The organism is Streptomyces sp. NBC_01198 (assembly GCF_036010485.1).
GTDB lineage: Bacteria > Actinomycetota > Actinomycetes > Streptomycetales > Streptomycetaceae > Actinacidiphila.
Map to the genome: position 1 here is coordinate 3,712,227 of NZ_CP108568.1, position 22,265 is coordinate 3,734,491.

At 71.8% G+C, this 22,265-nt stretch carries 15 protein-coding genes and 2 pseudogenes; 12 read left to right on the forward strand and 5 right to left on the reverse strand.

From position 1 onward, the window contains the following. Positions 1–267 precede the first annotated feature (267 nt). From OG702_RS16690 to OG702_RS16700, 3 genes are all read left to right on the forward strand, one after another. Positions 268–4,983 carry a putative T7SS-secreted protein gene (locus OG702_RS16690; RefSeq protein ID WP_327289675.1) on the forward strand — a complete coding sequence of 1,572 codons (4,716 nt, stop codon included), beginning with the start codon at positions 268–270 and terminating at the stop codon, positions 4,981–4,983. Positions 4,984–5,000: 17 nt separating this feature from the next. Then, on the forward strand, positions 5,001–5,366 hold the full coding sequence (locus tag OG702_RS16695; RefSeq protein WP_327289676.1) for a hypothetical protein: 366 nt from the start codon (positions 5,001–5,003) through the stop codon (positions 5,364–5,366). Positions 5,367–5,824: 458 nt separating this feature from the next. Then, entirely contained in the window at positions 5,825–6,094 is a 270-nt protein-coding gene (locus tag OG702_RS16700; RefSeq protein WP_327289677.1) for a type II toxin-antitoxin system Phd/YefM family antitoxin, read from the forward strand. A 503-nt stretch (positions 6,095–6,597) separates the two neighbouring features. Here the strand turns inward: OG702_RS16700 and OG702_RS16705 are convergent. Together OG702_RS16705 and OG702_RS16710 are read right to left on the reverse strand one after the other, a co-directional pair. Next, the gene (locus tag OG702_RS16705) at positions 6,598–8,793 is read right to left on the reverse strand and encodes an ATP-binding protein (protein ID WP_327289678.1); all 2,196 of its coding nucleotides are present in this window, start codon (positions 8,791–8,793) and stop codon (positions 6,598–6,600) included. Between the two features lie 160 nt (positions 8,794–8,953). Next, complete coding sequence (locus OG702_RS16710) at positions 8,954–9,733, reverse strand: NAD(P)H-dependent oxidoreductase (protein ID WP_327289679.1); 780 nt, start codon at positions 9,731–9,733, stop codon at positions 8,954–8,956. A gap of 146 nt (positions 9,734–9,879) precedes the next feature. Here OG702_RS16710 and OG702_RS16715 point away from each other — a divergent pair, with 146 nt between their 5' ends. Both OG702_RS16715 and OG702_RS16720 read left to right on the forward strand, forming a co-directional pair. Next, positions 9,880–10,728, forward strand: coding sequence for a helix-turn-helix transcriptional regulator (locus OG702_RS16715; protein ID WP_327289680.1), 849 nt, complete (start codon positions 9,880–9,882; stop codon positions 10,726–10,728). Positions 10,729–11,206: 478 nt separating this feature from the next. Then, the gene (locus tag OG702_RS16720) at positions 11,207–12,142 is read left to right on the forward strand and encodes an aldo/keto reductase (protein ID WP_327289681.1); all 936 of its coding nucleotides are present in this window, start codon (positions 11,207–11,209) and stop codon (positions 12,140–12,142) included. A 30-nt stretch (positions 12,143–12,172) separates the two neighbouring features. Here the strand turns inward: OG702_RS16720 and OG702_RS16725 are convergent, their stop codons facing one another. Next, a complete protein-coding gene (locus tag OG702_RS16725; protein ID WP_327289682.1) occupies positions 12,173–13,432 on the reverse strand; it encodes an MFS transporter in 1,260 nt (419 codons plus the stop codon). Between the two features lie 99 nt (positions 13,433–13,531). Here OG702_RS16725 and OG702_RS16730 point away from each other — a divergent pair, with 99 nt between their 5' ends. The 6 genes and pseudogenes from OG702_RS16730 (at position 13,532) to OG702_RS16750 (ending at position 17,356) form a co-directional block, all read left to right on the forward strand. Next, on the forward strand, positions 13,532–14,617 hold the full coding sequence (locus OG702_RS16730) for a DUF5937 family protein (protein WP_327289683.1): 1,086 nt from the start codon (positions 13,532–13,534) through the stop codon (positions 14,615–14,617). A 364-nt stretch (positions 14,618–14,981) separates the two neighbouring features. Continuing rightward, a pseudogene (locus OG702_RS35490) lies at positions 14,982–15,214 on the forward strand (putative T7SS-secreted protein); the annotation flags it as partial. Further along, positions 15,131–15,493 (forward strand): annotated as a pseudogene (locus tag OG702_RS35495) (putative T7SS-secreted protein); the annotation flags it as partial. The pseudogenes OG702_RS35490 and OG702_RS35495, both read left to right, overlap by 84 nt. A gap of 75 nt (positions 15,494–15,568) precedes the next feature. Continuing rightward, complete coding sequence (locus OG702_RS16740; RefSeq protein WP_327289686.1) at positions 15,569–15,961, forward strand: DUF6531 domain-containing protein; 393 nt, start codon at positions 15,569–15,571, stop codon at positions 15,959–15,961. After that, positions 15,858–17,006: a DUF6531 domain-containing protein gene (locus OG702_RS16745; protein ID WP_442814713.1), complete on the forward strand. Its 1,149-nt coding sequence runs from the start codon at positions 15,858–15,860 to the stop codon at positions 17,004–17,006. Before OG702_RS16740 ends, OG702_RS16745 begins: the two co-directional genes overlap by 104 nt. A gap of 134 nt (positions 17,007–17,140) precedes the next feature. Continuing rightward, positions 17,141–17,356, forward strand: coding sequence for a hypothetical protein (locus tag OG702_RS16750; RefSeq protein ID WP_327289688.1), 216 nt, complete (start codon positions 17,141–17,143; stop codon positions 17,354–17,356). A gap of 49 nt (positions 17,357–17,405) precedes the next feature. On the opposite strand, the gene OG702_RS16755 is transcribed toward OG702_RS16750, so the two are convergent. Beyond that, entirely contained in the window at positions 17,406–18,959 is a 1,554-nt protein-coding gene (locus tag OG702_RS16755; RefSeq protein WP_327289689.1) for an alpha/beta fold hydrolase, read from the reverse strand. A 120-nt stretch (positions 18,960–19,079) separates the two neighbouring features. Here OG702_RS16755 and OG702_RS16760 point away from each other — a divergent pair, with 120 nt between their 5' ends. Continuing rightward, entirely contained in the window at positions 19,080–20,027 is a 948-nt protein-coding gene (locus tag OG702_RS16760) for a MerR family transcriptional regulator (protein ID WP_327289690.1), read from the forward strand. Positions 20,028–20,100: 73 nt separating this feature from the next. Here OG702_RS16760 and OG702_RS16765 read toward each other — a convergent pair whose 3' ends face one another. Next, positions 20,101–22,128 carry a P-loop NTPase fold protein gene (locus OG702_RS16765; protein WP_327289691.1) on the reverse strand — a complete coding sequence of 676 codons (2,028 nt, stop codon included), beginning with the start codon at positions 22,126–22,128 and terminating at the stop codon, positions 20,101–20,103. Between the last annotated feature and the right edge of the window lie 137 nt (positions 22,129–22,265).

Genomic DNA, 22,265 nt, shown 5'->3' on the forward strand with positions numbered 1-22,265 from the left:
TTGGGGCTTGTTCATTTTCTGGACCAATTGAAGAACCCGCCCCGCTGCCGCACCGCATCTGGCGGTCAATTGGCGCCATTCGCTTTCTGGGCCCCCGGGGAAAGCGCGTCCGGCGGTGTGGGTCGAGGCGCTGAGCAGGAGGGCACGGCCGGTGAGCGAGCCTGCGCCGTGGCGTGCTCGGGCATCCGCGTCCTTGGTGGTGATGACGTGAATACGGATGGTTGCTAGGTTCGTGTGACTGTCGTACTGCCGTGGGGGGTGGGGCGGATGGGGTTCAGCCTTCGGAAGGCCGTCAACAGCGTCGGGGACGGGATCGAGCACGGCGTCGACAAGGTCAAGAAGAAGGCCGGCGAGATCATCGACGACGGTGCCCACATCGTCGGCGACGGTCTGGAGCACGTCGGGCTGGACGACGCGGCGGACTGGGTGGAGGACAAGGGCGACTCGGTCGCCGACCACTTAGGTGCCCATGTCGCCGAACAGCAACTGGGGCAGACCGACGACCCGAAGGAGCTGCTGCACGGGGACCCGGCCAAGATCCGCGAGACGGTCCTGCACCTGGCCAAGCTCTCCCTGGCCTTCGACAAGGGCCACACCGGCCTGTCCCATCTCGATCCTGGGGACTGGGACGGCGCCGGCGCGGACGCCTTCCGGGCCAAGTTCAAGCCCCAGCCCGCCAAGTGGGCGCACGCCGCCACCGCCTGCGCCGAAGCCGGACTCGCCCTGGAGACCTACGCCGAAACCGTCGACTGGGCCATCGGCCAGGCCAAGGAAGCCGTCCGCCTGTGGAAGCAGGGCGTCGCCAAACGCAAGACCGCCGCCGACGCCTACAACGCGAGCGTGGACACCTACCACGACGACGTGAAGGCCTACAACGACAAGGTCGACGACGGCAAAGACCCCGGCACCAAACCCGTCGCCCCCGCGGCGTTCACCGACCCCGGCGCGAAGGACAAACAGGCCGCGAAAGAAACCCTGGACGCCGCCCGCAAGCAACGCGACAGCGCGGCCACCACCGCAGAGACCAAGGTCCAGGCGGCCACCAAACTCGCCCCGGCCAAGCCGGACTTCACCGGCCGGATGGAGAACGACTTCGGCGACGTGGGCAAGGCCATGCCGATCATGGAGGAGCACTTCGTCGGCGGCGTCATCCGCTCGGGGACCGACTTCTTGAAGTTCGCCCGGGGCCTGAACCCCACCGACCCGTACAACATGACGCATCCGGCGCAGTATCTGACGCATCTGAACGCGACCGCCGCCGGTCTGGTCGACATGACGCAGCACCCCGAACGCCTGCCCGGCATCATCCTCGGCTCGGGCTGGGGCTCCGACGGCTCGGAGGCCGGCGGCCGGCTCGTCGGCAACATCCTGATGGCCATCGCCACCGACGGCGGCAGCGCCGCAGGCAAAACCGTCGCAGAAGACGCCGCCGTCAACGCGGCCAAGGACGCCGGCGAGCAGGCGGTCAAGAACGGCGCCCGCGCCGCGGCCGAAGACCCCGCCAAAGCAGCCATCGAGCAGGCGGCCAAGAAGTGCCTCTCGGACCCGATCGACGTCGCCACCGGCGACATGATCCTGTCCCAGACCGACATCACCCTCCCCGGCACCCTCCCCCTGACCCTGGAACGCACCCACCTGTCCTCCTACCGGATCGGCCGCTTATACGGACCCTCCTGGGCATCCACCCTCGACCAGCGCCTCGAACTCGACGACCAAGGCGTGATCTTCGTCGCCGACGACGGCTCGATCCTTCTGTATTCCGTGCCTCAGCCCAGCACCCCGACGATGCCCAGCCACGGCCCCCGCTGGCCCCTTGAATGGGACGGCACACCCGGCTCACCGCTCCGAATAACCAAGACGGAGACCGGCCACACGCTCCACTTCAGCGCCGTTACCGGGACTCCGGCCACACCCGACGGCTCGTTGCCACTGCCCCTGACCGAAGTCACCGACCGCAACGGCAACGCGTACGCGATCACGTACGACGAACACGGCATCCCCGCGGAGATCCACCACAGCGGCGGCTACCACCTCACCCTGGACAAAAGCGACGGCCACATCACCGCCCTGCGGTTGATCGACCCCGCCGCGCCCCGGTCCGCAAGCGTGCTCCACACCTACGGATACGACGGCGCCGGGAACCTCGCCGAAGTCGCCGACTCCACCGGAGTCCCCTACCGCTTCACCTACGACACCGCACGTCGGATCACCTCCTGGACCGACCGCAACGACACCTCGTACCACTACACGTACGACGAACACGGCCGCTGCGTCGCCACCCACGGCACCGACGGGTTCCTGAGCAGCACCTTCGGCTACGACGAGGCCAGCCGCACCACCACCTTCACCGATTCGCTCGGCCACAGCAGCACCTACACCCACAACACCGCCCACCGGCTCATAGCCGAAACCGACTCCCTCGGGCACACGACCACCCAAGAATGGGACCCCGCCAACCACCACCTCATCACCGTCACCAACCCTCTCGGCCACACCACCCGATACACCCACGACGACGCCGGCCACCTCATCGCGATCAACCTGCCCGACGGCACCACAGCCACAGCCGACTACAACCCCTTCGGCCAGCCGCTCCAGGTCACCGAGCCCGGCGGTGCCACATGGACCCACACCTACGACGAGCGGGGCAACCCGGCCTCCACCACCGACCCGACCGGCGCGGTCACCCATTACCTCCACGACACGCACGGCCATCTGCGCGGCGTAACGGATCCGCTCGGCCACACCCGCCAATACGACGTGGATCCCGCCGGCCTGCCCACGCGCGCCACGGACCCCCTTGGCCACGCCGCCCAGGTCGAACGCGACGCCTTCGGCCGTCCCGTGGTGCTCGCCGATGCGCTCGGCCACACCACGCGGATGGCCTGGACGCCGAAGGGAAAGCCCGCCTGGCGGGAAGGCCCCGACGGCACGCGCGAATCCTGGCAGTGGGACGGCGAAGGCAACCTCACCGCCCACACCGACCAGGCCGGCCACACCACCCGGTACGCGCACACAGTCTTCGACCTCGTCGCCGCACGCACCGACCCGGACGGCCGCGTCCACTCCTTCGCGTACGACACCGAGCTACGCCTTACCGCGGTCACCAACCCCCAGGGCGAGGCCTGGACATACTCGTACGACCCGGCAGGGCGCCTCATATCCGAGACCGACTTCAACGGGCGCACCCTCGCGTACGCATACGACGCGGCCGGGCGGCTCACCGGCAGAACAAACGGCGCCGGCCAGACCACCGTCTTCGCTCACGACAGGCGCGGCCGCATCACCGAACAGCGCACTGCCACCGGCGAAGTGACCACCTACGCTTACGACAGCCACGGAATGCTCGCCGCCGCGGCGAACGCCGACGCCACCGTCACCTTCGAACGCGACGCACTAGGCCGCGTCCTCGCCGAAACCATCAACGGCCGCACGACGCGGCACACCTACGACCCAGCCGGTCGTCGCACTTCCCGCACCACCCCCAGCGGCCACACCTCCACTTGGACCTGGGACCCGGCGGGTCGTCCTGCCGGACTCGACTCCCTCGCCGGTAGCATCGCCTTCGCCCACGACGCCGCCGGTCGCGAAACCGAGCGCCGCCTCGGCGACGGCCTCCGGCTCACCCAGCACTGGGACACGGCGAACCGCCTCACCGGCCACGCCGTCGCCAACCGCCGCGATCACGACCAGGCCGACCGGCTCCTGCACACCCGTACCTACGCCTATCGCGAGGACGGCAACCTCACGGAAATCCGGGACCTCCTCGACGGCACCCGAACCTACGACCTGGACACCACCGGACGCGTGACCGCCGTCCACCGCGCCGCCTGGACCGAGACCTACGCCTACGACACGGCCGGCAACCTCACCCGTGCTTCCACGTCCGCCGACACCGAGGGTTCAGAACATCGCCAGTTCACCGGCACCCTGATCCGCCGCGCAGGCCGCACCACCTACGAACACGACGCCCAAGGCCGCCTGACCCGCACAACGCTGCGCCTCCTCAACGGCCAAAAACGTGTCCGCACCTTCACCTGGGACGTGGCCGACCGCCTCGTCCGCACCGAGTCCGCGGGCACCACCTGGCGCTACCAGTACGACCCTCTCGGCCGCCGCACTGCCAAGCACCAACTCGCCCTCGACGGCACGACCATGGCCCGCACCGACTTCTCCTGGGACGGCAACCGCCTCGCCGAACAGACCACCGCGGACCGCGCAACCACCACCTGGGACTACGCCCCGGGCACCCACCGCCCACTGACCCAGGTCAGCCGCAGCGATACACACACGAACTTCCACGCGATAGTCACCGACCGGGTCGGCACCCCCACCGAACTCCTCTCTCCGGCCGGCGACATTGTCTGGCGCGCCGCCGGGCCTCTCTGGGGCTCCCCCTCAGCGCCCTCCACGAGTGACCAGGCCGTCCGATGCCCTCTCCGCTTCCCCGGCCAGTACGCCGACGACGAGACCGGGCTCCACTACAACCACCACCGGTACTACGACCCCCACACCGCCCGATACCTCACCCCCGACCCCCTCGGCCTTCTCCCTGCGGACAACGACTATGCCTACGTCCCCAACCCCACCGCCTGGTCCGACCCCCTCGGCCTCAGCTGCGAGGAAGTCGAGTACGGAGCCACAAAGGGCGCCGGGCAGGATCTCAAGCGCTCGGCGACGGTCGGAAACGATCAGTGGCAGTTCAACACCGGTCATGGTTTTGACCGCGAGCACACGGGACCGGGCGGAGTGAAAACCGACCTCAGGACCACCGGGCTTACCCCGGACGAAATAGAGAAGGGTATCGTATCGGACATGTACGAGCACTTGTCGAATGGAGGCGCCGTACCGCGTCCGGGAACGCCGGGGTTTTCTGGTCCGATGGAGAGGCAGATTCAAGTGGGCCGTTTCAAGATCGGCTACCGCGCTTCGCAAACCGCTGATAACGTTTACCGTGTTGCGACCTACTGGCTTATTCCCTGAGAAGTGAGGTACGGGCAGTGTCTGAGCTGGCCGAGTCGACCAGGAATCTTGTTCTCTCGGTTAACGAGAGTGACGGACAGAAAACGCCTGATTCTGTCAGGGACTTCATCGAGAAAGTCACGTTCGCTGACCCTGGCGAGATCGTGTCGGTCCTGCACGACGCACTTGCGGAAGACTGGATGGCTCTCCCGGTATGGGCCCGCAATCTGGCATACCGGCTGGCCTGCCTTCAGCGCCCCGATGATCCGGACCTGCTGCGGGAAGCCGCTGCCGACCTCTTCTCCTTCGGTCCCGACTGGGATGACGCCGCGGAAGACCTGAAGGCACGCGCTGCACTGTTGAGCCCCTCCGAGCCGGGCCGACCGGGGGACAGACCAGCCTGAATCGCACCGCGGCAGGGTGTCACCCGACTGATTGCCGTTTCCTCGGCGAGATCGGAATACTTCGACCACCTCGCGATACAAGGATGCCGCGTACTGGCCGAATCCCAGCTGATTTCCACGTCGGAGCGACCGCACCACGGTCACATTGACCCCAAGGGGACCGAGGAAATGAGCTCCCGCCCTGCCCCATCGACAGCGTCCTTGCCGTCGCACCCTCGCCACGGCCCACACAGCAAAGCGCCCGTGTTTCCCAGGCTCAGAGCGCGGGTTCGACTCCCGTGATCCGCTTCATAAAGAAGGCCCAAGGCGACGCCTTCGGCAACCTGCTCACTATCAGCGACCCCGCCGACGCGGCACCCGTTATCACCGTTGAGGGCCTTCCGCGGCCCGCCCGACCCGGCAGCGGCCATGGACAGCACCACGGAGCACCTGGTGCTACAGAGCGCTACCGTGGACCCATGGCACCCCAGCCCGAGATCACCCAGCGCGACCTGCGCAGCCGGTCCAAAGAGATCATGGATGCCGTCCAGGGCGGGCAGTCCTTCACCGTCACTCGCGACGGGCATCAGATCGGCGAGCTGATCCCGCTCCGTCGTCGCCGGCGGTTCGTCCCCCGCTCGGAGTTCGCGGCCATGTCCCGCACGGCGTCGGGTGTCTCACTGGAGGCGTTCCGCGCCGACCAGGACGCCACGGCTGAGCAGGGGATGGACGACCCCTATGCCCGCTGAGTACGCCCCGTCCTCCACGACCGATAGGGCTCGGCCGCCGCACTCCCTCCGCACCACGCTCAGCGCGGGTTCGATTCCCATCGTCCGCTCCATTGCTTAGGTCTCAGGTCAGTGGCCTGGGGCTTAACCGTTGTCCAGCCCAATTCCGCAGTCGTGCAGCACATGCGCCACCAGAGATCCGGTGGTCGAATGGGACCAGCCGACGGGGCTGAGGGGTTCGCCGAAACAGCGATGGCGGGCCCGTCTCGAATTCCGATCAGGCTGGCCTCCGCCCAGGACTGGCCGGCGCGGGCCGACGGACGTCAGGGTGCTGAGCATGAACGGGCTGTCGCGCAGCGTCGTCGCCGAGTCTTCCCGCTGGGCGCCGGCCTCGCACGTGCCCGAAGTGCTCCCCCAGCGCTTCTGGAGGAGTGTGGTCTCACGCGCACGAGAACCCGCGGCTCTGGAGTTCTGTGCGCCGTGGCTGCCAGCTACCTCGCGGTCAGGTCCGCAGCCAGTACGGGTTATGGCCGGTTCACGGCCGCGGTGTCGGCGTCGAGTTCCCCGGCCAATACCTGGTCGTGAGCCTCCTCGGCGATCTGCCGGGCCTGGGCGAACCGACGCAGCGCCGCGGTGGTGACGCCCTCGGCGGCGGCGACCCGGCCGAGTCCTTGCAGTGCCCTGGCCTCGCCACGCCGGTCGCGCAGCTGCCGGGTCACCTCCAGGCTTCTGTCGAACGACCGTGCTGCCGGGTCCAGTTCGCCGCCGTCGAGCTGGGCCTGCGCGAGGCCGCGCCAGGCGTAGGCCTCGGCCCGCCGGTCCCCGAGCCGGCGGAACTCGTCCAGCGCCTCCTCGAACAAGGGCACCGCCTCGGCGGCGCGCCCCTGGCCGCAACGGACGACCGCGAGGCTGCGCACGGCCTGGGCGGCGAGTCGGCCGTCCCCGGCGACCCGCAGCCGCTGGGCGGCGTCGCTCAGCAGCTGTGCGGCCACCTCCCATGCGCCCCGGTTCCGGTGGATGATGCCCTGTACCAGCAGGGCGGCGCCCACGCCGTGCTCGTCGCCGGACGCCTCATACCCGGCCAGCGCCCCTTCGTACGCGACCAGCGCCTCGTCGGCCCGGCCCAGATCGCGGTACAGCGCCCCGGTGTCGAACAGCGTGATCGACTCAGCCCAGCGGTTGTGCGAGCGCTGTGCCGCGTCAAGGGCCAGTTCCACGGCCACCCCCCAGCCGTCCCAGAAGGCGAGCATCTCGAAGAAGGGCGCCGCGATGTGGGCCAGTTCCCATGCCGCGTCCCACAACTCGCGCTCGTGCGCGACCCGTACGCACGCCACAACGTTCTGCCGCTCGGCGATGAACCAGGCGATCGGGTCGCGCAGCAGCTCGTCGCGGTGCTCGGCCTCGACTTCGTGGCGCGGGTGGGCACTGGTCTTGCGCAGCTCGCCGGGCTGGAACCGGTCCTCCGCGACGGCCGCCAGAGAGATGTACGCGCCCAGGAGCCGGCCGACCGCCGCCGCGGCGTCGGGTTCGGGCTGCTCACGGGCCAACGCACGCAGCAGATCGTGGAGGCGGTAGCGGGCGGAGCCCGTCTCGTCGGGGCCGATCGCGTCGAGCAGCTGCGCGGCCACCAGCGCGTCGAGGTGGCGCTCGGCCTCGCGCAGCGGAACGTCCATGAGCGCACTGAGCGGCCAGGCCGCGAAGTCGCCTCCGGGGAAGAGGCCGAGCAGCCGGAACGCCCGCTGCTGCGCTTCCGGCAGGCCTCGATAGCTGATCATGAAGGTGGAGCGGACATCGAGATCTCCGATCCCGAGATGGTCGAGCCGGTGGCGCTCATCGGCGAGGCGGCCGGCGAACTCGGTCAGGCGCAGGTCGGGCCGCTCGGCCAGGCGCGCACCCGCGATGCGTACGGCCAGCGGCAAGTTCCCGCACAGCGCCGCCAGTTGCCGTGCGGTCGGCGGATCGTCCGCCACCCGGTCCCTACCCGCGACCCGGCCCAGTAACTCGACTGCCTCGCCGGGCTCCAGCAGATCGAGCACGACGGTGTGAGCCCCTTCGATGCTGCGCAGCTCGACGCGGCTGGTGACGATCACCCCGGCGCCCTGCCCGCCGGGCAGCAGCGGGCGCACCTGCCGGGGCCCGTTGGCGTTGTCGAGGACGATGAGCAGCCGGCGGCCGGCCGTCAGCGTACGGAAGAGCTGCTCACGGTCGTGCGGCGCGTCCGGGATCGCGCGGGGGTCCGTGCCCAGCGACCGCAGGAAGGCACCGAGTATCTCGGCGGGTTCGGCGGGCAACGGGTCGTAGCCGCGTAGGTTCGCGAACAGCTGCCCGTCCGGGTAGTCGGCGGCGAGGCGTTGCGCGGCCCGCACCGCGAGCGTCGTCTTGCCCAGGCCTCCCTTGCCGGCGACGGCGACGAGCGGCGCGGACGACTGTCCCGGTTGGCGCAGCAGGCGGCACAGCTCGGCGAGTTCGGCGGTGCGGCCCGTGAAGTCGGCGATGTCCCGGGGCAGTTCGCGCGGTACTGCACGCCGAGGCGCCGTGGGCGCCGCGGTGGCATCGGCCTGATACCAGGCGAACGCTCCGCCGCACAGCGCGGTCACTCCGGCGAACGCGTACTGCGCCGCGCCCACATCGCCGAACGCCTGCCAACCGGCGGCAACCGCGGCGAACGCTCCCGCGGCGCCTGCCAGCCCCCAAAGCCTCCGCGCCCCCCGAGAGTTCACGCGGCGCATGCTACCGAAGCCGTATCCGAGAACACACGGGCAAGTCACGTCATGCGCAGGTCCTGTTGATCCGGAACGGCAGGTGTTCCGGCTCGGTGAGTGCGGCGCGTGGCCGCCTCGTGGAGCAGACGAGATGTGACCGCCTTGCTACCGCCGGGGGCTAGCCGCGTACGTGCAGGCCGAAGCCCTGGCGGCCTGGTGCTTCCAGGCCCTCCTTCAACCGCAGTGCGGGGATCTCGTAGTCGCCGAAGTTCTGGCGCCGGAACGGGATCGGCTCGGTGGTCTCCAGTGAGAGCAGCCGCTCCTTCCATGCCTTCGCGGCGTCATCGATGTCGCCGTCGGTGAGCTTGTCGGTGCCGTACAGCACGAACGGCGGCAGGACCTCCAGGCCCGGGTAGTAGAGGATCCCGTGGTGGATCGGGTACAGCAGGTCCTCGATCGGGCCGTTGATCCCGCGGTCGGTGTAGTGGGATTCGGGGCCCCCGACGGTCACCGACAGGATCGCCCGCCGCCCCAGGAGCGTCCCCTCGCCGAAGCGCTCGCCGTACCGGGTCTCGTCGTGCACGCCGACGCCGTACGCGAAGTGGAAGGAGAACACCCGGTCCACCCAGCCTTTGAGGATGGCCGGCATCGTGTACCACCACATCGGGAACTGGAAGACGACCGTGTCGGCCCACAGCAACTTCTCCTGCTCGGCCGCCACGTCGGGGGTGAGCGCGCCGGCGTCGTACGCCCCGGCCGAACTCGGGATTACCCGGAGTGGGTTCGTGGCGTGCTCGCCGAAGTCCGCCGCGTCCACCACGGCCTTCCAATTCATCGCGTAGAGGTCGCTCACCCGCACCTCGTGACCGGCGGCCCGGAGGGTGGAGACGGCGAGGTCCCTCAGCGTGCCGTTAAGCGAGCGGGGTTCGGGGTGGGCGTAGACGATGAGCACCTTCATTGTTGTTCCCTTCGAACGAGGTGTGCGTCGCCACACATGCTCGGCCGCCGCGGCCACCTCATACAGGGGCGCCTCTTCCGTCGGACGGGACTTCCTGGTATCGGCAGGACCACCCTCACGCGCACCGCCGACGCCATACTTGGGCCATGGGCGATCTCGCGAGCTTCCTTCGGACCAGGCGTTCCCGGGTCGACCCGGCGGCCGTCGGCATCCCCACCGACAGCCGCCGCCGGGTCGAAGGGCTGCGGCGCGAAGAGGTCGCGCACCTGTCCGGTGTCAGCGTCGACTATTACGTACGCCTGGAGCAGGGCCGCGCGACGCAGCCGTCCGAGCAGGTCCTCGACGCGCTCGCCCGCGTCCTCGGCCTCGACGAGACCGAACGCGAGCACCTTGCCCGGCTCGCCCGGCAGCGCCGCAGCCGCGCGAAGGCGCCGAGCGGGCGGGTCCGGCCGGAGCTGTTGCGTGTCCTCGGCCTGGTCCCCGACGCACCCGCGCTGATCATGGACCACCGCATGGACGTACTCGCCGGCAACCGCCTCGCCAGGCTCCTCTACGGCCGACCGATACCGGGCCTGAACACCGCACGGCACCTCTTCCTGGAGGAGACCGAGCGCGGCCTCTACGCGGACTGGGAGACATGCACCCTCGACGTGGTCGGGCACCTGCGCCTGGCCGCCGGCAAATACCCCCAGGACCCGCGCCTGGCCTCCCTCATCGGCGAGTTGGCGATGGGCAGCGACCGCTTCCGCCACCTGTGGGCCCGCGCGGACGTGCGCGCCCGCACACATGGACGCAAGGCCTATCGGCACCCGCTGGTCGGACTACTGGAACTGCACCAGGAGAACTTCGCGCTGCCGGACGAATCAAGCATGGAACTGGTGGTGCTGTCCGCGGCCCCGGGCAGCCCCGCGGAGGACGCGCTGCGCCTGCTCTCGAGCCTGGCCCCGGACGGCGGTGACGCGCATCCCGCGCCGAGCGCGGAGGTCCGCGAGTAATCCCTACGGGCCTGCCACGGACCGGGCGCGGGCGGACCAGCGGCGCGCTGCCGCCTCCTACCGGGGATCCGGCGTCGCAGGCGAACGGAAGAATGACCGCGGGCGCGGACCGCGAGAGGGAGACCGCACGGGCGGGGGCCCCAGACGGAGTTGTGGCACGCGGCCATCACTGCGAGAGACGCCCCCGGCGTCCGAGTGGGCGACGGGACTGCGCAGTCTGCCTGGCGCCCTGCCGGGGGTGGCCCGGAGTCGGTGCCGGGGAGGCGGCGGGGGCGACACGCCCGGTTGGGATCCGCGGTACGGCCGGCCGCGCGTCGTGGGCGTGGTTCGCGCGGCGGCCCGGTCCGGGGGCGTCCGGGGCACGCTGCGGGCCGCTGACCTCGTGCTCGCCGCCGAGGGGGGCGCTCCCGGGCCATCAAGTGCGGGAAGGGGCTCCGCTTGTACTGTGCAGGCCTGAACATCTGAAAGGAAAACCGTCGTGAAGACCTTCACCATGCCCGGCACCGACATCCTCGCGCCGAACGTCGTGCTCGGCCTGATGCGTATCGCGGACAAGAGTGATGAGGACATCCGCGCACTCGTCAGCACCGCGCGGGACGCGGGCATCGACTTCGTCGACCATGCCGACATCTACGGGGGCAAGCTCCACGAGTGTGAACGGCGCTTCGCCGACGCGATGGCGCTGAGCCCGTCGCAGCGCGACGAGATCACGATCCAGACCAAAGCGGGGATCGTGACGGACGGGCCGTACTACGACTTCTCCTACGAGCACATCATCGAGTCGGTGGAGGGCTCGCTCGCGGCCCTGCGGACCGACCGCATCGACATCCTGCTGCTGCACCGCCCCGACGCGCTGGTCGAGCCCGAGGAGGTGGCCCGCGCCTTCGACGAGCTCGAGTCGTCGGGGAAGGTGCGCGCCTTCGGTGTCTCGAACCAGACTCCGCGCCAGATCGACCTGCTGCGCACGTACGTGCGCCAGCCCATCGTGGCCAACCAGCTTCAGCTCTCGATCACGCACGCGCCGATCATCGCCCAGGGGGTCGCCGCGAACATGCTCGCCGAGCAGCAGGCGGTCGGCCTCGACGGCGGAGGGATCGTCGACTACTGCCGCCTGAACGACATCACCATCCAGGCGTGGTCGCCCTTCCAGGCCGGCTTCTTCACGGGTGTCTTCCTCGGCTCGCCGGACTACCCCGAGCTCAACGCCGTGATCGACCGCCTCGCCGGCCAGTACGACGTCCCCGCCATCGCGATCGCGACGGCCTGGATCACCCGCCACCCCGCTCAGATGCAGGTCGTGCTCGGCACCACCAGCCCGGAGCGCGTCGCGGGCGCCGCCCAGGGCTCCGACCTGCGGCTCACCCGGGCCGAGTGGTACGAGCTGTTCCGCGCCGCGGGCCACATCGTTCCCTGAATCCGGGGAGCGGCGGCATCCGATCGGTGCTCACCCGGGAGTGGCTGTACGCCGGGGTCGTACGGTGGCCCGGCCGGCCGCCGCCGGGACCGATCGCCGCCGGGGCGGACGGCCGTGGCGGCCGGCCGCCGCGGCCGCGGCCAGCGTCGCAAGGGCGAGGGAGCCCCAGAGCGTGGCGGAGCCGTGGGCGGCCAGGGTGGTCATGACGGCGGGGGAGATCGCGAGGCCCAGGCCGCTGGAGAGCTGGAGCCGGGCCAGCGCCCGGCCCAGCGCCTGCGGTGGTGCGGTGGCGGCGACGAGCGCGGTGGCGCTGCCGGCGTAGAGGACCTCGCCGAAGGTGCACAGCGCGGACACCGCGGTGATCACGGGTGCGGCCAGGCCGTGGTGCAGCGGCGTCGCCAGCAGGAAGCCGAGGTAGGAGAGGGTGAGGATGATCCCCGCCGCCATCAGGGTGATGTGGCGGGGGAAGCGGGACATCCTGACGGTGACGCCGACCTGCAAGGCGACCACGAGCACCGTGTTGAGGACGAGCACTCCCGCCGACCAGACCGGGGAGGCGTGCACCTGGGTCGCCAGGACCAGGGGAAGGGCGACCTCGGGGACGTTGAGGCAGAAGGCGAAGACGACGTTGGCCAGCAGGACGGCGCGCATGGACGGGGCGGGCGCGGCCGGCGCGGCGGAGGACGGGCGGGCGGGCGGAGCGGCGGAGACGTGGACCGACCAGGCCAGGACGGCAGCGGTGGCGTAACCGACGGCGGTGGCGGCGGCCAGCCCTTTCAGTGCCGTGGTGCCGCCGGCCAGGCATGCGGCGGCGACCAGCGCGCCGATGCCCATCCCGGCGTTGCGCACCGACCTCGCGGCGGCCAGGGCGGCGTCCCGGGTACGGCCGGTGGAGACGGTGGCGATGAGTGCGGCGTGCGCGGCGGGCCACGCCTGGTTGCCGATGCCGAGGAAGAGCGCGGCCGCCGCGAACATCCCCGGGTTCCCGCCGGGGGTGGCCAGCAACAGCAGCACGCCGAGGATGCGTACCAGCATGGCCGCGGCCACGGCGTCGCTGCGCGCGCCCCGGTCCAGCCAGCGGCCGACTGCGGGCGTGCAGGCCAGACCGGTGACAATGCCCGCGGTCATGGCGATGCCGGTGGTGGTGGCGGACAGCCCGACCACCTTGATGCCGTAGAGCAACAGGAACGGCCGCAGCATGCCGGTGCCGAGCGCGTCCACGGCCACGGCGACGGTGTATCGGGGACCCCCGGAGGCCTGAACGAGTCCGCGGGGCAGGGTGATCGTCATGCCGCCACCGTGCGCGGCCGCGCACCGACCGGTCACGTGGGTTGACGGTTCGCGTCAACCGGAGCGGGGCGGACCGCGTCGATCGGTGATGATGGATCGGTGACCCTGCACATCGACATCGCCGGAGTACCACCGGAGCGGCTGTCCTTCGCCGCCTCGCCGCTCGCCGAGCTGACGGCGATGCTCCACGTGCTCGCCGCTCCGGACCACCACCCGCACCTGGCGGCGTGGGCGGCGGGTGTCCGGACGGCGCTCCGCCCGGAACTGGCGGAGCGGCTGCAGGAGGCCGAATTCCTGTGGCGCTCGTCACGCGCGGACTTCCTGCTGCCCGCCAGGCCGCGGGCGACCCTCGCCGAGGAACTCGACGACATCGACGAGGTCGACGACGACGCCTACGTGACCTCCGCGCTGATCACGACCTGCGGCAGCAGCCGCCTGTTCTTCACCGGGCCGTCCCCGCTCGCCGACGCCGGAGCCCGCGAGCGGGCACTGGACCGGGCGCAGGCGCGGGGCACCGTCCAGGAGGCGTTCGCGGAACGCCTGCTGAAGGACCCGGCCGGCGTCCGGGCCCGGGTGCGCGAGACGCTCCGGCAGTGCGGCGAGGCGTTCTTCGACGCCGCCTGGCCGGGCATCACCGCCCAGCTGGCGGCGGACATACGTCTCAAGGCCGACCTCAGGGTCCGGCAGGGACTCGGCCCGGCTCTGGCCTCGGTCTCGGCGGCCGTCACCCTGGACCACGACGGCGAGCGGATCCTGGTGGACAAGCTGCAGGACAACGCGACCAGCGCGCGCGGATCGGGCGTCACGTTCATCCCCAGCGTGTTCGGGCATCCGCACCTCGTCGCGGTGCACTCCCCCGGCCGCCGGCCCACCCTGCAGTATCCGGTCGCGGCAGGCAGCACGTCCGGGCAGGTGCCGCTGGAAACGGTGCAGCTGCGGGTGGAGGCGCTGGCCCACCCGGTCAGGCTGCGGCTGATACGCACCCTCGCCCGCGGCCCCCACACCACCGGCGAGCTGGCGGACGCGTGGGGCCTGACCCCGCCCGAGGTGTCCCGGCACCTGGCGCTGCTGCGCCGGGCCGGCCTGGTCACCTCCCGCCGCCGCGGCCGCTACGTCCACTACGCCCTCGACCTCACCGCCACCGCGACGCTGGGAGCGGACCTCCTGGCGGCGGTGCTGCGCTGAGGCCGCCGGTGGCCCCTGGCAGCAGGTCGCGCGTCCGACTGGCGCTGGGAGGTGGCGCTCCCGGCAACAGGTCGCGCGTCCGACGGGCGGCGAGGCCCGCCGGCGCCACCTCGCGCGAACGCCCTACAGCTGGATCCCGGTGTCCAGCGCGGACACGCGGTGCCCGGAGACCTCGCCGCCCCCGCCGACCTCGTCCAGCGCCTGGAGCGCTCGCGAGTTCCACGGTCGGCGCCGGGAATCCGTGAGCGTTCCCGGGGAGCCGGCCCGGCGGACGACGGGCCGCCGGCGCCCATAAGGTACTGACGCGGCTACGGATGGTTGCTAGGTTCGAGAGCACTGGCCTGCTGCCGTGGGGGTGGGGCGTATGGGCTTCAAGTCGTTCGTCAACAAGCTCGGGGACGGTGTCGAGCACGGCGTCGACAAGGTCAAGAAGAAGGCCGGCGAGCTCGTCGACGACGGGGCTCATCTCGTCGGCGACGGCCTCGACCACGTCGGCCTGGACGATGCCGCGGACTGGGCCGAGGACAAGGGCGACCAGATCGCGGACGACCTCGGCGCCCACGTCGCCGAGCAGCAACTCGGGCAGACCGACGACCCCAAGGAGTTGCTGCACGGCGAGTCGGGGAAGATCCAGGACGTCGCCCTCCACCTCGGGATGCTGTCCAAGGCGTTCGAGACGGGGCACACCGGCCTGATACCTACAACGCGTCCGTCGACCGCTACCACGACGACGTCAAGGCCTACAACGACAAGGTCGACGACGGCAAGGATCCCGGCGCCGAACCCGTCGCCCCGGGCGCTTTCACCGACCCCGGCGCTGCGGACAGGCAGAACGCCCGGCAGACCCTGGAAGCCGCCCGCAAGCAGCGCGACACCGCCGCCGGACAGGCCGAGACCGCGGTCAGGACGGCAACCGCCCTGGCCCCGGCCAGGCCGGACTTCTCCGACCGGATGGTGAACGACTTCGGCAACGTCCTCATGGCCCTCGCCACCGACGGCGGCAGCGCGGGAGCCAAGGCCGCCGAGAACATCGCCAAGGACGCCGCGGAAGGCGCCGGCGAGCAGGCCGCCAGGGACGCCGCTCGCGCCGCTGCCCAGGACCCGCTCAAGGCGGGGATCCGCAAGGGCGCGAAGGACTGCGTGGGCGACCCGATCGACGTCGCCACCGGTGACGTGCTCCTCACGCAGATCGACCTGACCCTCCCGGGAACCCTCCCCCCTCGTCCTCGAACGCACCCACCTGTCCTCGTACCGCACCGGCCGCCTCTTCGGCCCGTCGTGGGCCTCCGCTCTCGACCAGCGCCTCGAACTCGACGCCCAGGGCACGGTGTTCGTCACCGATGACGGCGCCGTGCTGCTCTACCCGGTGCCGGAGCCGCACGTGCCCGTTCTGCCGCTCGCGGGACCCCGCTGGCCGCTGGAGTGGGACGGCGTCCCCGGCAGCCCCCTGCGCATCACCGATGCCGGCATACCCCGCGGGATCCGGCACTCCGGCGGCTACCAGGTCCCGGTCGACACCGCCGGGGGCCGCGTCACCGGGCTGCGCCTCCTCGGGGGCGACCGGAGCGACGTCCAGGTGCGCGCCTTCGGGTACGAGTCCGGCGGGCACCTCGGCGAGGTCGTCAACTCAGCCGGGCAGCCCTATCGGTTCACCTACGACCGGGCCGGCCGCATCACGTCCTGGACCGACCGCAACGACGCCGCCTACCACTACGCGTACGACTCCGGTGGCCGCTGCGTCGCCACGCACGGGCCCGACGGCCACCTCGACAGCACTCTGAGCTATGACGACGCCGCCCGCACCACCGTGTTCACCGACTCGCTGGGCCATCGGCGCACCTATACCCACAACACCGCGTACCGCCTCGTCGCCGAAACCGATCCGCTCGGCCACACCACCACCCGCCAGTGGGACACCGAGAACCGGCTGACCGCGATCACCGACCCGCTGGGCAGGACGACGCGTTACGCCTACGACGGCCCTTCGCACGCGCAGCCGTCGGTCATCACCCAGCCGGACGGCACGTCGGCGACGGCCACCTACAAGGCCTGGGGACGGCCGCTCGCCGTCACCGATCCGGGCGGCGGGGTCTGGCGGCACACCTACGACGAGCGCGGCAACCTGGCGTCCCTGACCGACCCTTCGGGAGCCGCGACGGTCTACGCGTACGACTCCGCGGGCGCGCCGGTGTCCGTCACCGACCCCTGGGTCTGGACGCGGCGCCCGATCACCATGCCTACGTTCCCAATCCGCTGCTCTGGCCGATCCGCTCGGACTCTCCTGCGATCCCGCAGGTCCGGGCAACGCCGCGAACTACGCGAAGCAGTTGCGCTACCTCCAGCAGGCGCAGAAATAGGGTCCGCGTCGGTCGCCCGGACGCCAAGGTGACCGGAGGCAAGAAGGTCCACTGCCTCTTCGACGCCCAGGGCAACTACATCGGCACGTTCTGACGACACCCACGAGCCTGAGAGACAATGGACGAGCGCCTTACCCGACAGATCAAGACGAGGCTGGAATCGCTGGTGAACGATTCCACCGCCGATGTCTCCGGAATCGCCGACTGGGCGTTGGAGACGATGCAGGGTGACGACCCGCTGCTGGAACAGGAACCGGTCTGGCGCGCGCTCGACGAATTGAGCGCCGCCGACTCGATGACCGGCCCCGGGAGTTTCCTGTACGGCCCGGCCGACTTCCGCGCGTGGCTGCGGGAGTTCACCGCGTCCTGCCCCGACGCCTGACCTCCGGCCTGCCCGCGCCTGCCGCACGGACGCGTGAAGCGGGGGAGGTTCACAGGTGGGAGACCACGGTGCGGAGTGCGAGGTGGACCGCGCTTCGGGCCTCGTCGGAGTGGTCGGGCGTCTCGAATCCGTGGGCCGCAGACGGGATGTCGACGACCTGGACGCCCACCTCGGCGGCGAGCGCCGCGGCAAGGAAGTCCTCGACGGTCGCGGCGAACTCGGCGCGCTCGCGCCCCACGCGGGTCAGCACGACCGGGAGCCGGCCCGCGGCGCGTACCGCCTCCGCGGGGCGGAAGCGGGGCCCCGGCACTCCCCAGCCCGGGAACGGGGCCAGCAGCGGATACGTCAGCGCGAGGCACCGCAGCCAGTCCGGCGGGGCGGCGAGCCAGTCGGCCGCGAGCAGGCCGCCCACGGAGAAGAACCAGAGCGCCACCCGGTCCGCGTCGACCCGTGGATGTGCCCGCGCGACGGCGACCGCGTCCGCGACGTCCTGCGCCGCGCGCTCGAAGCCCGCCAGGTCGTGCAGCCGGTGGTCCACCGTGACGCCGACCGCGCCGAGGTCCGCCGCTAGGCGGGCGTAGCCGAGGAAGGCCGGCCAGTCGCGTGGTGTCGGCCGTGCGCCTTCCGGTACGGGGCCGCCGTGCACGAACACCACCGCGGGGTACGGGCCGTCCGCGTCGGGCAGGTGGAGGTCGACGCGACCCACCCGCTCGCGCGGGCGCTCGGCCACGTCGATCAGGAACGGCCGCAGGTGCTCGGGCCGTTCGGCTCCGGACGGCGGCCGCACCGCGGTGCCCTCGCCCGCGGCGGCGCGCAGCAGGACGCGGGCCGTCGCGTCCGGCTCGGACAGCATCGGCCAGTGCCCGGTCGCCATCTCCAGGTAACTCAGGTGCGGGGCTGCCAGATAGGCCAGGCGCGGATCGCCCAGCCGGAGCGCGGCGTCGATCATCGCCAGGCTCGACCCGTTGGCCGCGCACAGCACGCCGGTCACCGGCAGCGGACCGGAGGCGCCCGCCGCGCCGTTCAGCCGCAGTGGCTGCGCCAGCGTGGCCCACGGCTGCGGCACCGCCCGCCGTGCCAACCGGGCAGAACCGGCCGCGCCGACCCCCTGGAGGCTGCCCCAGGCCCGCCATCCCTCCGCCGTCGGCGGCGCCAACTCGGCGGCGGCGCCGGCGTCTTCCGGTGCTGCCGTGATCCCGCGCAACAGCTCGTCGCGCAGCGCCTGTTCCGGCACCAGCGCGGCCGCCGGATCCCCGTCCATCGGCATCTGCGTGTCGACCAGGACGATCCGCGCGACCCGGTCCGGCAGCCGGTCCGCCGCGCCGACCACCGGGTGGACGCCGTAGCAGTGGCCGACGAGCACCACCGCGGGCGCGTGCGTGCCCTCCACCGCCCGCAGCACGTCGGCGATGTGCGTCTCCAGGTCGGCACCCGCTCCTTCGCCGGCCGCCCCGTCCTGCCCGCCGGGGCCGCCCATGCCGCTGAGCGTCAGCGGATACGCCTCGGCGCCGGCCTCGCGCAGCCGCTCAGCCACCTCCTGCCAGATCCATCCGCCGGTGTGCAGGCCCGGCACCAGGATGAACGCGGTATCAGCCACCGTCACTGCCATTTGCGTCAACTCCCACGTCTCGTACGGCGCGTGCGACCCGCACACGCCCCGGGCGGCGCGGCGCCGTCCGGTCCGCAAGTACCGTAGGAACTCCCCCTGAGGGAGGTTCAAGCCATGCCACCCGAGCGCCTGTTCAGCATCGGCGAGCTGGCCGGCCACGCCGGTGTCACCGTCAAGACCGTGCGGTTCTACTCCGACCGCGGCCTGCTGCCCGAGGCCTACCGCAGCGCCGGCGGGCATCGCAGGTACGGTCCCGGGGCACTGGACCGGCTCCGCACGATCCGGTCGCTGCGGGCGCTCGGGCTCGGCCTGCCCGACATCGCCCGCGTCGTGCGGGAGGACGAGCACGCCCACGGGCCCGCGCCGGACGCGATACCGCTCGGCGGCGCGCTGGAGGACGCCGTGGCGGGCCGCCTGCGCGACGTCGGGTCGCGACTGGCCGCGTTGCGCTGGCAGGAGACGGCGCTCCGGCTGCTGCACGGCTGCGGCCCCCAGGAGCGGGCCGAGCGCCTGGCGCTGCTCGGTGCGGTGTGCGCGACCGCGACCCCGCCCAGCACGGCCGCGATGGCGCGGTTCTGGCGGCGCTGGCTGCCGCCGCGGATGCCGGCGCGGACCGTCGCACGCGTCCTCGACCAGGCCGTCCCGCAGCCGCCGGACGACCCGACGCCCGAGCAGGCGCTCGCCTTCGCCCGGCTGCACGCCTTCGTCTCCGGCGACTGTTCCGGCAGCACCGGCAGCGGCCAGCCCGCGGCGCACCGCACGGACGCGGGACACCGGCCGGCCGTGCTGTACGAAGGGCTGGGAGAGGCCTACGAGTTGGCGGCGCCGCACCTGCGCGCCGGACGCGCACCGCACGCGGGCGAGGCGCTGGACTGCTTCGTCGCGGCCTACGCGGCGTCCCAGCGGCTCCTGGACACCGCCGCCTTCCGCCGCGAACTGGGCGCCGTCCTGGCGGCCGACCCCCGTATCGACCACTACTGGGACCTGGTCGCCCGTATCACCGGCCCATCCCGCCCCAGCCCCGGCGCCGCCCACACCTGGCTGACCACCGCACTCGCCTGACACCCGGCGCCGGCCGCGGGCCCCGCCACGGGCGGCATCCACCCGCCGACCGTCGCCAAGTCCCGCCGGCCGGTCACGAGTCGGCGGTGGGCGCCTGCGCCCGCGCGATGACGTCGAGCAAGTCCACCAGAACCGCCCAGGAGTTGGTGAGGCCGACCGCGCCCGCCTCCTCGGCCTGGCGGTGGTTCTGGCCGGAGACCTGGCCGGTGTAGAACACCACGGGTCCGCCGTATCCGGCCGCCCGGTATTCGCTCACCGCACGGAAACCCGCGGTCGCGTCGCCGTCCCGCTTCGTGTCGGAGACGAGCACGTCGGGTGCGGCGTGCCGCAGCAGCCGGTCGACCGCCTCCCCCGTGCTCAGGGCCGCGGTGACCACGGCTCCGACCTGGCGCAGTTCCTGCACCAGATGCACCACGGACTCGGGCTTGTCGTCCACCCACAGGATGTCGAGCGGGAGGGACTCGGGGCGCGATTCGGCGGCCTGCCTGCGCCCGTCCTGTCCTGAGTCCTCCGTCCGCGGATACTGGTACGAGCCGGTGCGGCCGGACTCGACGAGGCCGCCCCCGGGCGGCGCCGGATCGGCGGGAACCGGTTCGGGTTCGCGGCCGCCCCTCGCCGACGACCGCTCCGACAGCCGCTGCCGGGACGGCGGCAGCGTGGTCTGCGGGAGCCGTCCCGCCGCCAGGGGTGACTGCTGGAGCAGCCGCAGGGCCGAGGGCCCGGCCGAGCCCTGCCGGATCAGCTCGCGCAGCCGGTCCGCGTAGGGCAGGCCGTTCAGCTCGGTGATCAGCCGCACGAAGGTGAGGTCGGCGGCCAGTTGGGGGAAGACGGGCGGCAACTGCTGCTCGAGCAGCTGCAGGTAGCTGTCCCAGCGCTCCGCGTCGCCGCGGTCGGGTCGGGGCAGCAGCCATTGGTCGGCGAAGCCGTCGAGGGCGTTCCAGCGCGGGTCGTCAGGGGTCACGGCGCGTCGCCGGAGCATGCCGCGTGCCTCGTAGTACCGGACGAAGTCGCCGATCATGTCGGTGCCGTCCGGCTGGCCCGCGGCGCGGTGGAAGTCGGGGTAGAGGTGCTGGAGCAGCACCGCGCGGACCGTCGCCTCCGGCTCCACGCCGGCCCAGCGCTGGTCGAGCTGGTACATCACCAGCCCGTTGATCAGCCGCTTGATACGGCGCGGGTTGCGGCCGGTGCGCTCGGCCACCAGGCTGGCCAGTCCGGGCGTGACGAACCGCTCGGTGCCGGACAGTTCCGCGTACCGCTGGACCAGCGCGGCGGCGCGCTCCACCCCCGGGGTCGGCACCCGGAAGCTCATCTGGACGATCTTCTCCAGGTAGTCCGCGCTCGGTGACGGGCCGCCCGCCGCGGCCGCCGCGGCCAGCCGTGACTGGTCGCAGCCGAGGACGAAGACGAGCCCCGGCACGTCGAGATAGACCTTGACGGCCTCGCACACCGCGTGCACCGTCTCGTCCGAGCAGCGGTCGAGATCGTCCACGAACACCACGAGCAGACGGCGCCGCCCGGGCCCCTCACCGGCGTGCGACCACTCGGTCGCCATCTCCTTGATGAGCTGGCGGACGTCGTTACGCGTCGCCGCGTCGGTCTCCATCCGGGACCACAGCTCGTCCACGACCTGCCCCGCGTGCAGCAGTCCCAGCGCCACTGCCGTGGTGGTGCGCAGCACCCGCAGCGCAGTCCGGTGCTCCCGCGCGCGGTTGAGGGCGCGGCGCAGCACATTGCGGTCGAACCGCATCAGCACGGACTTGAGCAGGCCTTCGAGCGCGTCGGCGCCGTGCGAGGTCCAGGCGTTGAACCACAGGCACTCCGTGCGCGGGTACTGCGCGAGCACCTCGGCGACCTGGTGCATCAGGCTGGACTTGCCCATGCCCCAGCCGGCGTCGACGGCGACGGTGAACGGAGTGGAGTTCCGCGAGGCGGCGATCAGATCCGCGAGGCGGCCGGCGATGGGGCGGGTGCCGAGCACGTCCTCGTCCTGGTCCTCGCTGAACCCGGAGCCACGCAGCGGCTCGTCGTTGAGGAACGCGTAGCCGGGTGCGGACTGGGGTCCTTCGTACGGTAAGCGTGGCGGAACGGCGGAGTTGCCCACGGTCGGCCATGCTAGCCGCGCCCTGCGGACGACGCAGGCGGACGTCCGCGCCGCGGTGACCGCCGAGCACCGCCGCGGCGTCCGCCCGGGGAAGTGGCCCGGGGGGACGCCGCGGCGGGACAGGACGGGAACAGCGG